This is a genomic window from Rhizobacter sp. P3_C12, from assembly GCF_056402735.1.
Genome location: NZ_JBFUGW010000020.1, coordinates 1 through 12,174 on the forward strand (window position 1 = coordinate 1; position 12,174 = coordinate 12,174).

The following is a 12,174-nucleotide window of genomic DNA, read 5'->3' on the forward strand; positions in this document are numbered from 1 at the left end:
CTCGCGCAGCGCGGCCAGCACGCCTTCGTCGAAATGCAGCGCGGCGGTCGGCGCGGCGGCGGCGCCCGGCCGCGCGGCGAACACGGTCTGGTAGCGCCGCTCATCGTCGGCCTCGTCGGCATGCGTGATGTACGGCGGCAGCGGCACATGGCCGTGCTGCTCCAGCAACACCAGCGGATCGGACGGGAAGCGCAGGTGGAACAGGCTGCCGTCCGGCCCGCCGCGGCCCAGCACCTCGGCATCGAACGCGTCGGCGAAGCGCACCGTCTGGCCCGGCTTCGGAGACTTGCTGGCGCGCAGGTGCATCAGCAGCTCGTGGCCCGGCAGCAGCCGCTCGACCAGCGCCTCGACCGCGCCGCCGCTGGCCTTGGCGCCGTACAGCCGGGCCTTGATGACGCGCGTGTCGTTGAAGACGAGCAGGTCGCCCGGCTGAAGCAGCGCCGGCAGCTCGCGGAAGATGCGGTCGACGGGCGCCGCACCGCGGCCATCCAGCAGCCGCGACGCGCTGCGCTCGGCGGCCGGGTGCTGCGCGATCAGCTCGGGCGGCAACGCGAAATCGAAGTCGCTGAGTGTGAAAGGACGCGTGAAGAGGCGAGGGGCGGGGGAGGGAGAGGAATCGGACGACATGGCATGCAGGCTGGACCGGCCTGACGAAGATCTGCAGGGGACGGATTCTTCCATGGACGCTCGACGCGGCAGAATCCGCGCATGCCCGGTCGCGCCGCCTCTTCTCCCAGCGAGTCTCCCGTCGAACCCCCTGCGCTGGCGCCCGCACGCGAGAAATCCGCGCCGCAGAAGGCGATGGAGAAGCTGGGCCTGGTGCGCGACATCGACCTCGCGCTGCACCTGCCGCTGCGCTACGAGGACGAGACCCGCATCACGCCGATCGCCTCGCTGCGCGACGGCGACAACGCGCAGGTCGAAGGCATCGTGCGCGAGTGCGAGATCCAGTTCCGCCCGCGCCGCCAGCTGGTCGTGAAGATCGACGACGGCAGCGAGGAACTCTGGCTGCGCTTCCTGAACTTCTATCCGAATCACCAGAAGACACTCGGCGTCGGCAAGCGGGTGCGCGTGCGCGGCGAGGCGCGCGGCGGCTTCTTCGGGCGCGAGATGGTGCACCCGAACTTCAAGGGCGTCGACGACGACACGCCGCTCGCGCAGGCGCTGACGCCCGTCTACCCGACCAGCGCGACGCTGCCGCAGGCCTACCTGCGCAAGGCGGTGGCCTCGGGCCTGCAGCGCGCCGACCTGTCGGAGATCGTGCCGGCGGCGCTGCTGCCGAGCGGGCTGATGAGCCTGCGCGAGGCGCTGCGCTTCCTGCACCACCCGGCGCCCGACGTGAGCCTCGCCACGCTCGAAGACCACAGCCACCCGGCCTGGCAGCGGCTGAAGTTCGAGGAGCTGCTCGCGCAGCAGCTGTCGCAGCTGCAGGCCAAGCAGGAGCGGGCGCTGCAGCAGGCGCCGGCCTTCACGGTGCGCGCGGGCGGCCTGCAGGAGCGGCTGCTCGCGGCGCTGCCGTTCTCGCTGACGCCGGCGCAGCGCCGCGTCGTCGAGGAGATCGCGCTCGACCTGCAGCGTCCGGTGCCGATGCACCGGCTGCTGCAGGGCGACGTCGGTTCGGGCAAGACGGTGGTGGCCGCGCTGTCGGCCGCGATCGCGATGAACGAGGGCTGGCAGTGCGCGCTGATGGCGCCGACCGAGATCCTCGCCGAGCAGCATTTCCGCAAGCTGGTCGGCTGGCTCGAACCGCTGGGTGTGCAGGTGGCCTGGCTGACCGGCAGCCGCAAGGGCAAGGCACGGCGCGAGATGCTGGCGCGCGTGGCCTCGGGCGAGGCGGGGCTGGTGGTCGGCACGCACGCGGTGATCCAGGGCGAGGTCGAGTTCGCGCGGCTCGGCCTCGCCATCATCGACGAGCAGCACCGCTTCGGCGTCGCGCAGCGGCTCGCACTGCGCGCCAAGCTGCAGCAGGGTGCGCTGGAGCCGCACCTGCTGATGATGAGCGCGACGCCGATCCCGCGCACGCTCGCGATGACGGTGTTCGCCGATCTCGACGTGAGCACCATCGACGAGCTGCCGCCCGGGCGCACGCCGATCGTCACCAAGGTCTTCAGCGACGCGCGGCGCGGCAACGTGATCCTGACGATCGCCGACGAGGTGGCGCGCGGCCGGCAGGTGTACTGGGTGTGCCCGTTGATCGAGGAATCGGAGACGCTGGACCTGCAGAACGCGACCGCCACGCACCAGCAGCTGTGCGAGGCGCTGCCCGACGAGATGGTCGGCCTGCTGCACGGCCGCATGCCGGCGGCGGAGAAGGCGGCGGTGATGGCGCTGTTCACCGCGGGCGAGATGAAGGTGCTGGTCAGCACGACGGTGATCGAGGTCGGCGTCGACGTGCCGAACGCGTCGCTGATGGTGATCGAGCATGCGGAGCGCTTCGGGCTCAGCCAGCTGCACCAGCTGCGCGGGCGGGTCGGGCGCGGCTCGGTCGCGAGCGTGTGCGTGCTGGTCTACACGGCGCCGCTGTCGCCCACCGGCAAGGACAGGCTGCGCGCAATGGCCGAGACCAACGACGGCTTCGAGATCGCGCGGCGCGACCTGGAGATCCGCGGGCCGGGCGAGTTCCTCGGCGCGCGGCAGTCGGGCGCGCCGCTGCTGCGCTTCGCCGACCTCGCGCTCGACGAGGCGCTGGTGCACCGCGCGCGCGCCGTCGCGACGACGCTGCTGGCGCAGCACCCGCGCATCGCCGAGCAGCACGTGGCACGCTGGCTGGGCGGCAAGGCGGAGTACCTGAAGGCCTGACGACCTGGACACCCGCGCGCTCGCGGGCATCCCCCTAGTTTCTCGAGCCCTCACGGCGGGAGGCGCGGGATAGCATCCCGGCGGCACCATCAACCGCGGAGGGCCTGCCCATGAACCTGATCCAGCGTGTTCAAGACATCCTGCTGAAGCCGAAGCAGACCTGGCCGGTGATCGATGCCGAGCCGGCGACCCAGGCCTCGATCTACAAGGGCTACGTGCTGATCCTGGCGGCGATCCCGCCGGTCGCGGCGTTCCTCGGCCTGGTCTTCTATGTCGGCCTGGGGTTCTGGGGGCTCTCGACGCTGGTGCTCGGCTATGTGCTGGCGCTCGTGAACGTCTTCGTGCTGACGCTGATCGTCGACGCGCTCGCGCCCAGCTTCGGCGGCACCAAGGGGCAGGTCAGCGCGCTGAAGCTGGTGGCGTATGCGAGCACCGCCGGCTGGGTCGGCGGCGTGTTCCACCTGGTGCCGGGGCTGTGGATCCTGGGCATCATCGCGTCGCTGTACGGCATCTACCTGATCTACCTCGGCCTGCCGGTGCTGATGAAATGCCCGCAGGACAAGGCCGGTGCCTACACGGCGGTGGTGATCGTCTGCGCCATCGTGATCTACATCGTGCTGGGCGCGCTGACGGCGATGGGCGGGCCGATGCGCATGGGCTCGTGGGGCGGGTGGGCTGGATCGCCCGGCAGCGCGGTGACGATCAAGACGCCGGGTGGCGAGGTCAAGATCGACACCGCGAAGATGGACGACCTCGCGAAGAAGATGGAGGAGGCCGGCAAGCGCATGGAAGAGGCCCAGAAGTCCGGCGATCCGGCCGCCACCGGCAAGGCGATGGGCGAGATGATGGGCGCGCTGACCGGCGGCAACGGCCAGCCGATCGCGCCGGCTGACCTGAAGGCCGCGCTGCCCGAGGCGCTCGGCGAGCTGAAGCGCGAATCCATCGAATCGCAGGGCGGCCAGGCGATCGGCATCGCCAGCTCGATGGCCAAGGCAGCGTATGCCGCCGGCGACAAGCACCTGCAGCTGACGATCACCGACCTGGGCGGCACGGCCGGCCTCGCGGCACTGGCCGCCTGGTCCGGCATGACGATGGACAAGGAGACGGCCGAGCAGGTCGAGAAGGTCTACAAGCAGGGCGAGCGCACCGTGCGCGAGGAGTACCGCAAGGACGGCAGCCAGGGCGAGGTGACGGTGCTGCTGACCAATGGCGTGATCGTCGAGGCCAAGGGGCAGCAGGTGGACCTGGCGGCGCTGAAGAAGGCGCTCGCTGCCGTCGGCCTGGACAAGCTCGAAGGCATCAAGCGCCCCGCCAAGGCCTGAGGCCGGTCAACTGCCGAAGTGGATCTGGTAGCGGGCACCGTCGGAGAACTGGCAGGCGCCGGTGCCGATGCCCGGGCCGGTGATCAGGTACTCGCACTGGGCATTCACGCCCTTGCCTCCATATGCGTTCGCGATGCCGCGGCGGCCGCTGAAGCTGCGCTGGTTCAGCCCCAGCACCTCGTTGTAGATCCGCCCGAAGGCGGCGTAGCTGGCGTCGACGCGGGTGCTCTCGCCCTGCATCGTGTCGCCCAGGTAGGACAGCGTGAAGCTGCCGCGGCCGGTGTTGTTGTCGACGACGACGGCCGTCAGCAGCCCGCCCTTGTTGGCCTGCGTGTTCAGCGGGTACAGCCGCGCGTTCAGCACGGTGGGCGCGGGCGGCGCCGCGGGGGCGGGCGGGGTCACGACGGTGACGCTGGCCGGGGCCGGGCCGTCGCCGCGGCCGTCGGCCCGCTGGATCGGGTAGCCCTGGCCGGTGCGCGGGTCGATCGGCACGACGTAGCAGGCGCTGAGGGCGGCTGACAGCGAGGCCACGGCCAGCAGCGAGGCGGCGCTCAGGAGTCGTGAAGGGGGCTTGCTCATGCGGGGTCTTCCAGTGCGCGGCGGATGCCGCGGGCCGGAGAATCCGCTGGCGGTTCATCCGTCGCAAGCGCCACAGCCCGAGGTATCGCAAGGCGATGCCGGCAGGCGCATGACGCGCGCCCGGGTGTCGGATATTCTTCCGCTTCCTCCGTGCCGGGGTTAGAGCGGGATGCCATGACACTGACCGAGTTGAGATACATCGTTGCGGTCGCCCGCGAGAAGCACTTCGGGCGTGCGGCCGAGGCCTGCTTCGTCTCGCAGCCGACCCTCAGCGTCGCGATCAAGAAGCTCGAGGAGGAGCTCGACGTCAAGCTGTTCGAGCGCGGCTCCAACGAGGTGAGTGCGACCCCGCTCGGCGAAGAGATCGTGCGCCAGGCGCAATCGGTGATCGACCAGGCGGCCGGAATCAAGGAGATCGCCAAGCGCGGCAAGGACCCGGTGTCGGGGCCGCTGCGCGTCGGCGTGATCTACACGATCGGCCCCTACCTGCTGCCCGACCTGGTGAAGCAGGCGATCGAGCGCGTGCCGCAGATGCCGCTGGTGCTGCAGGAGAACTTCACCGCCCGGCTGCTCGACATGCTGCGCACCGGCGAGCTCGACTGCGCGATCATGGCCGAGCCCTTCCCCGACACCGGCCTTGCGGTCGCGCCGCTGTACGACGAGCCCTTCGCCGTCGCGGTGCCCAAGGACCACCCGCTCGCCAAGCGCAAGCGCATCACCGCCGAGGAGCTCAAGCAGGAGACGATGCTGCTGCTCGGCACCGGCCACTGCTTCCGCGACCACGTGCTCGAGGTCTGCCCCGAGTACGCCCGCTTCTCGAGCGATGCCGAGGGCATCCGCAAGAGCTTCGAGGGCTCGTCGCTCGAGACCATCAAGTACATGGTGGCGTCCGGCATGGGCGTCACCGTGGTGCCGCAGCTCAGCGTGCCCAAGGACCAGCAGCCGCACGTGCGCTACGTGCCGTTCGCGCCGCCCGTGCCCACGCGGCGCGTCGTGCTGGCGTGGCGGCGCACCTTCACGCGCTACGAGGCGATCGCCGCGTTGCGCAACGCGATCTATGCCTGCCCGCTCGAGGGCGTCAGCAAAGTGTCGTGAGGGGCCTTTGATCCCTGACTAGACTCGAACCCGATCCACCTTGTTTCCCGGAGATTTCCAGATGGCGAAGAAGACCAAGACCGCAACCGCTCCCGCCGCCGCGTCCGCCCCGGGCGGCGGCAGCCTCGGCATCCACATCGGCATCAGCGACAAGGACCGCGCGGCGATCGCCGGCGGCCTGAGCAAGCTGCTGGCCGACACCTACACGCTGTACCTGACGACGCACAACTTCCACTGGAACGTCACCGGGCCGATGTTCAACACGCTGCACCTGATGTTCATGACGCAGTACACCGAGCTGTGGGCCGCGGTCGACCCGATCGCCGAGCGCATCCGCTCGCTGGGCCATCCGGCGCCGGGCTCGTACGGGCAGTTCGGCGCGCTGGCCTCCATCCAGGACGCACCGGCCGTGCCGCCGAAGGCACTCGAGATGGTGCGCATCCTGGTGCAGGGCCATGAAGCCGTCGCCCGCACTGCGCGCAGCCTGTTCCCGCTGGCCGACAAGGCCGGCGACGAACCGACCGCCGACCTGTTGACCCAGCGCCTGACGGTGCACGAGCAGACTGCGTGGATGCTGCGCAGCCTGCTCGAAGAGTGAGAGGGCCTGCCCGATGAACGGGCCCACCCCGGTGCGCGTCGCGATCGTCACCTTCGACGGTTTCAACGAGCTCGATTCGTTCATCGCGCTCGGCCTGCTGAGCCGCCTGCGGCCGGCCGGCTGGACGGTCGAGATCGCCGGCCCGAGCCAGCGGCTCACATCGATGAACGGCGTGACGATCGAGACGCAGCAGCCGCTGGAGTTCGCCAACGAGGCCGACATCGTGCTGTTCGGCAGCGGCATCTATACGCGGGCGATCGCCGAGAACAGCGCGTTGCTCGACCGGTTGCAACTCGACCCGGTGCGCCAGCTGATCGGCGCGCAGTGCTCGGGCACGCTGTTGCTGGCGCGGCTCGGGCTGCTGGCCGACATCCCGGCCTGCACCGACCTGACCACCAAGCCGTGGGTGGTCGAGGCGGGCGTGCGGGTGGTCGACGCGCCGTTCCATGCACGCGGCCCGATCGCGACGGCTGGAGGCTGCCTGGCCTCGCAGTACCTTGCCACCTGGGCGATGCTGCGGCGCGCCGGGGTCGATGCGACGGTCAAGGCGCTGCACTACGTGGCGCCGGTGGGGGAGAAAGAGGCCTACGTCGACAAGCTCATCAGCACGGTCCGCGCGTTCATTCCGCCGGACGAGTTGCTGCTGTAGTCAGCTCGGCGCCGGAACCGACCAGCGCTTCTGCACCTCGCCCGCCGAGTTGATGCTCTCCAGGTGCACGCCGAAGCCCCACAGCCGGGCGGCGTGCTTCAGCACCTCCTGTGCGCTGTCGTGCAGCGGCCGGTCGTTGTGCTGGGCGTGGCGCAGCGTCAGCGAGCGGTCGCCGCGCAGGTTCACGCTCCACACCTGGATGTTGGGTTCGCGGCTGCCCAGGTCGTACTGGTGCGACAAGGCCTCGCGCACGCGCCGGTAGCCGCTCTCGTCGTGGATGGCCGAGACCTCCAGCTCCTTGTCCTTCTCGTCGTCGACGATCGCGAACAGCCGGAACTCGCGCATCATGTTCGGCGACAGGTACTGGCCGATGAAGCTCTCGTCCTTGAAGTTGCGCATCGCATGGTCGATCGACTCCAGCCAGTCGCTGCCGGCCAGCTGCGGGAACCAGTGGCGGTCTTCGTCGGTCGGGTTCTGGCAGATGCGCTTGATGTCGGTGTACATCGCGAAGCCGAGCGCGTACGGGTTGATGCCGTTGTAGCCGCGGTCGCCGACGCGCGGCTGGTACACCACGTTGGTGTGCGACTTCAGCCACTCGATCATCATGCCGTCGCTCAGGTAGCCGTCGTCGTACATGGTGTTCAGCAGCGAGTGGTGCCAGAACGTGGCCCAGCCCTCGTTCATCACCTGGGTCTGGCGCTGCGGGTAGAAGTACTGCGCCACCTTGCGCACGATGCGCACGATCTCGCGCTGCCATGGCTCCAGCAGCGGCGCGTGCTTCTCGATGAAGTACAGCAGATTCTCCTGCGGTTCCTCCGGAAAACGCCGCAACTCGGCTTCTTCCTGCCCGGCCTTGTCGGCCTTGCGCGGCAGCGTGCGCCACATCTCGTTGATCTGCCGCTGCGCATAGGCCTCGCGGTCCTTCGCGTCGGCCAGCTCCTGCGCGAGCGACTTGCGGCTCGGCCGGCGGTAGCGGTCGACGCCGTGGTTCATCAGCGCATGGCAGCTGTCGAGGAAGTTCTCGACCGCGTCCAGGCCGTGCCGCTCCTCGCACTCGGTGACGTAGTTCTTCGCATAGACCAGGTAGTCGATGATCGACGACGCATCGGTCCACATGCGGAACAGGTAGTTGCCCTTGAAGAAGCTGTTGTGCCCGTAGGCCGCGTGCGCGATGACGAGCGCCTGCATCGCCATCGTGTTCTCCTCCATCAGGTAGCTGATGCAGGGGTCGGAGTTGATGACGATCTCGTAGGCGAGGCCCATGTGGCCGCGGCGGTAGTTCTTCTCGGTCGAGATGAACTCCTTGCCGTAGCTCCAGTGGCGGTAGTTCACCGGCATGCCGACCGACGCGTAGGCGTCCATCATCTGCTCGGCGGTGATGATCTCGAGCTGGTTCGGGTAGGTGTCCAGCCCGAAGCGCTCGGCGGTCGCCTTGATCACCTCGTGGTAGCGCTCGACCAGCTCGAACGACCAGTCGGTGGGCGAGGGCAGCGGTTCGTGCGCACGCTTCGGTGCGGCCATGTCGGAGGCACGGCGTTTCGGAAAGGCGGTCAGCATCTGTTTCTTGCGCCGCTCGGCGCCCCAGGGTGGAGTGGCGTGGAGGTTCATGTCGGTGCACCCTCCTTCTTGAACAGCTCGCGGAACACCGGGTAGATCTGCGAGGCCTCGGTCACCTTGCGGATCGCGAAGGCCTTCGCGTCGGCGGCCAGCGCCGAGTACTCGTCCCACAGGTTCTGCTCTTCCTCGGCCACCTGCACGTAGGCGAAGTAGCGGCACAGCGGCAGGATGTTGTTGGCCAGCAGCTCGCGGCAGCGGCCGCTGTCGTGGTGCCAGTTGTCGCCGTCGCTCGCCTGCGCGCCGTAGATGTTCCATTCGCTGGTCGGGTAGCGGGCCCGGGCGATCTCCTCCATCAGCACGAGCGCGCTCGACACCACGGTGCCGCCGGTCTCGGTCGAGTGGAAGAAGTTCTGCTCGTCGACCTCCTGCGCCTGCGTGTGGTGGCGGATGAAGACGATGTCGATCTTCTCGTAGTGCCGCGTCAGGAACAGGTACAGCAGGATGAAGAAGCGCTTCGCGAGATCCTTGCGCGCCTCGTCCATCGAGCCGGAGACGTCCATCAGGCAGAACATCACCGCCTTCGAGGTGGGCACCGGCACGCGCACGCGGCTGCGGTAGCGCAGGTCGATCGGGTCGAGGTAGGGGATGCGCTTCAGGCGTGCACGCAGCGCCTCGATCTTCAGCTCGAGCGGCGGGATCTCGTGCGCGAACGGGTTCGGGTGCGGGTGGCGCTTGAGTTGCACCAGCTGGTCTTCGAGCTCGCTCAGCTCATGCCGCGATTCGGCGCCGAGCGCGATGCGCCGGCCGATCGCGCCGCGCATCGAGCGCACCACGTGCAGGTTGTTCGGCGTGCCGTCGCTGCTGTAGCCGGCGCGATGGGTCTTGAACTCGGGCGTGTCGGCGAGCGTCGTGCGCGCGAGGTTGGGCAGCGCCAGGTCGTCGAAGAAGACCTGCATGAACTCTTCCTTGCTGAGGTGGAAGACGAAGTCGTCGTCCCCCTCGCCGGAATCGCTCGCCTGCCCCCCGCCACCCCCGCCGCCGCCGCCCTTCGGCCGCTCGATGCGGTCGCCGCGCACGTAGTCCTGGTTGCCCGGGTGGACCATCTCGCGCTTGCCGCCCTGGCCATGGCCGAACACCGGCTCGGCGATGTCGCGCTTCGGGATGTGGATGTCCTCGCCCTGCGCGATGTCACGGATGCCGCGCCCATCGACCGCGCGCTTGACCGCCTCGCGGATCTGGTCCTTGTGGCGACGCAGGAAGCGCTCGCGGTTGCCGATGGACTTGTTCTTGCCCGCCAGCCGCCGGTCGATGATCTGCTGGAGCATGTCGGCCTTTCTGCTGAGGAGTTGCCCGGCGGATCAGGAGCTCTTGCGCACGCGCAGGTACCACTCGCACAGCAGGCGCACCTGCTTCGACGTGTAGCCCTTGGCGACCATCCGCGTGACGAAGTCCTCATGCTTCTTCGCCTCGTCGGCGCTCGCCTTCGCGTTGAAGCTGATCACCGGCAGCAGCTCCTCGGTGTTCGAGAACATCTTCTTCTCGATCACCGTGCGCAGCTTCTCGTAGCTCGTCCACACCGGGTTGTTGCCGGCGTTGTTGGCGCGCGCGCGCAGCACGAAGTTGACGATCTCGTTGCGGAAATCCTTCGGGTTCGCGATGCCGGCCGGCTTCTCGATCTTCTCGAGCTCGGCGTTCAGCGAGCCGCGGTCGAACACCTCGCCGGTGTCGGTGTCGCGGTACTCGTGGTCCTGGATCCAGTAGTCGGCATACGTGACATAGCGGTCGAAGATGTTCTGGCCGTACTCGCTGTAGCTCTCGAGGTAGGCGGTCTGGATCTCCTTGCCGATGAACTCGGCATAGCGCACCGCCAGGTGCTCCTTGATGAACGCGAGGTACTTCTGCTCGACCTCGGCCGCGAACTGCTCGCGCTCGATCTGCTGCTCGAGCACGTACATCAGGTGCACCGGGTTCGCGGCGACCTCGGTGCTGTCGAAGTTGAAGACCTTCGACAGGATCTTGAACGCGAAGCGCGTCGAGACGCCGCTCATGCCTTCATCGACGCCGGCGTAGTCGCGGTACTCCTGGAAGCTCTTCGCGCGCGGGTCGGTGTCCTTCAGGTTCTCGCCGTCGTACACCAGCATCTTGGAGTAGAGGCTGCTGTTCTCGGGCTCCTTCAGCCGGGTCAGGGTCGCGAACTGCGACATCATCTTCAGCGTGCCCGGCGCGCAGGTGGCCTGGGCCAGCGACGAGCCGCGCAACAGCTTCTCGTAGATCTTCACCTCTTCGCTGACGCGCAGGCAGTACGGCACCTTGACGATGTAGATGCGGTCGAGGAAGGCCTCGTTGTTCTTGTTGTTGCGGAACGMCTTCCACTCGCTCTCGTTGCTGTGCGCGAGCACGATGCCGTCGAACGGGATCGCGCCGAACCCTTCGGTGCCCTTGTAGTTGCCTTCCTGCGTGGCGGTCAGCAGCGGGTGCAGCACCTTGATCGGCGCCTTGAACATCTCGACGAACTCGAGCAGGCCCTGGTTGGCCAGGCACAGCCCGCCGGAGTAGCTGTACGCATCGGGGTCGTCCTGCGCGTAGGTCTCGAGCTTGCGGATGTCGACCTTGCCGACCAGCGACGAGATGTCCTGGTTGTTCTCGTCGCCCGGTTCGGTCTTCGCGATGCCGATCTGCTTGAGCACCGACGGGAAGCGCTTGACGATGCGGAACTTGCGGATGTCGCCGCCGAACTCATCCAGGCGCTTGACGGCCCATGGCGACAGGATGCGCTGCAGGTAGCGGCGCGGGATGCCGTATTCCTTCTCGAGGATGGGGCCGTCTTCAATCGCGTCGAACAGGCCGAGCGGCGATTCGTTCACCGGCGAGCCCTTGATCGCGTAGAACGGCACCTCCTGCATCAGCGCCTTCAGCCGCTCGGCGATCGACGACTTGCCGCCGCCCACCGGGCCGAGCAGGTAGAGGATCTGCTTCTTTTCCTCCAGCCCCTGCGCGGCATGCCGGAAATACGACACCACCTGCTCGATGGAGTCTTCCATGCCGTAGAACTCGGCGAAGGCGGGGTAGATCTTGATGACCTTGTTGGCGAACAGACGGGACAGCCGCGGGTCGTTGCGCGTGTCGATGGTCTGTGGATCCCCGATCGCCTTGAGCATGCGCTCTGCGGCTGTGGCGTAGGCCACGGGGTTGCGCTTGCATTCGGCGAGGTACTCTTCCAGCGAGAGTTCCTCCTCACGCGTGCGCTCGAAGCGTGCGGCGAAATGGCTGATCACGTCCATGCTGACCTCCTGAGACATCGGGTGGGCGACAGCGAAGGGGCCACCTTCGCTGCCGTCTGGGGAAGTTCTGATGAAGTCCCGGGTGAGGGCTCCATCAGAGCTTTCCTGTGCGGTCAGCTGATCTCGTGATTCAAGCTTGCGTCATTTCGGGGTGTCTTGTGCGTGGAGATGTGGAGTAATAAGCCCGCTGTTCAACGCTTCGGTGATGTGAAGGTGTACAGCAAATAGTGTGCCCCTGTCTGTTGCAGCGTGTCACCCGCCTGAGTGGATGATGCATGCAATGAGCCGTTGGCG

10 protein-coding genes are annotated in these 12,174 nt (G+C 67.9%); 5 read left to right on the forward strand and 5 right to left on the reverse strand.

Going from position 1 to position 12,174, the window contains the following annotated elements; genetic code table 11:
- Nucleotides 1–627, reverse strand: a 627-nt coding sequence (locus tag AC1DXV_RS05620; RefSeq protein ID WP_477932807.1) for an S-adenosylmethionine:tRNA ribosyltransferase-isomerase, incomplete at its 3' end; no start/stop codon positions are given.
- Nucleotides 628–708: 81 nt separating this feature from the next.
- On the opposite strand from AC1DXV_RS05620, the gene recG reads away from it, so the two are divergent.
- Both recG and AC1DXV_RS05630 read left to right on the forward strand, forming a co-directional pair.
- On the forward strand, nt 709–2,799 hold the full coding sequence (gene recG / locus AC1DXV_RS05625; RefSeq protein ID WP_477932809.1) for an ATP-dependent DNA helicase RecG: 2,091 nt from the start codon (nt 709–711) through the stop codon (nt 2,797–2,799).
- Between the two features lie 110 nt (nt 2,800–2,909).
- Nucleotides 2,910–4,121, forward strand: a complete 1,212-nt coding sequence (locus tag AC1DXV_RS05630) for a Yip1 family protein (RefSeq protein WP_477865270.1) — start codon at nt 2,910–2,912, stop codon at nt 4,119–4,121.
- Nucleotides 4,122–4,127: 6 nt separating this feature from the next.
- On the opposite strand, the gene AC1DXV_RS05635 is transcribed toward AC1DXV_RS05630, so the two are convergent.
- Nucleotides 4,128–4,700: a hypothetical protein gene (locus AC1DXV_RS05635; RefSeq protein ID WP_477865271.1), complete on the reverse strand. Its 573-nt coding sequence runs from the start codon at nt 4,698–4,700 to the stop codon at nt 4,128–4,130.
- Nucleotides 4,701–4,874: 174 nt separating this feature from the next.
- Between AC1DXV_RS05635 and AC1DXV_RS05640 the strand changes: the two genes are divergently transcribed.
- The 3 genes from AC1DXV_RS05640 (at nt 4,875) to AC1DXV_RS05650 (ending at nt 7,042) form a co-directional block, all read left to right on the forward strand.
- Nucleotides 4,875–5,795: a LysR substrate-binding domain-containing protein gene (locus tag AC1DXV_RS05640; RefSeq protein WP_047595382.1), complete on the forward strand. Its 921-nt coding sequence runs from the start codon at nt 4,875–4,877 to the stop codon at nt 5,793–5,795.
- Between the two features lie 61 nt (nt 5,796–5,856).
- Nucleotides 5,857–6,393: a Dps family protein gene (locus AC1DXV_RS05645; RefSeq protein ID WP_477865272.1), complete on the forward strand. Its 537-nt coding sequence runs from the start codon at nt 5,857–5,859 to the stop codon at nt 6,391–6,393.
- Nucleotides 6,394–6,424: 31 nt separating this feature from the next.
- On the forward strand, nt 6,425–7,042 hold the full coding sequence (locus AC1DXV_RS05650; protein WP_477865277.1) for a DJ-1/PfpI family protein: 618 nt from the start codon (nt 6,425–6,427) through the stop codon (nt 7,040–7,042).
- Here AC1DXV_RS05650 and AC1DXV_RS05655 read toward each other — a convergent pair whose 3' ends face one another.
- The 3 genes from AC1DXV_RS05655 to AC1DXV_RS05665 are packed head-to-tail and all read right to left on the reverse strand — an operon-like array spanning nt 7,043 to nt 11,880.
- Complete coding sequence (locus AC1DXV_RS05655; protein ID WP_477865278.1) at nt 7,043–8,599, reverse strand: SpoVR family protein; 1,557 nt, start codon at nt 8,597–8,599, stop codon at nt 7,043–7,045.
- Between the two features lie 47 nt (nt 8,600–8,646).
- Nucleotides 8,647–9,924, reverse strand: a complete 1,278-nt coding sequence (locus tag AC1DXV_RS05660; protein ID WP_477865273.1) for a YeaH/YhbH family protein — start codon at nt 9,922–9,924, stop codon at nt 8,647–8,649.
- A gap of 33 nt (nt 9,925–9,957) precedes the next feature.
- The gene (locus AC1DXV_RS05665) at nt 9,958–11,880 is read right to left on the reverse strand and encodes a PrkA family serine protein kinase (protein WP_477932811.1); all 1,923 of its coding nucleotides are present in this window, start codon (nt 11,878–11,880) and stop codon (nt 9,958–9,960) included.
- Nucleotides 11,881–12,174: the final 294 nt, after the last annotated feature.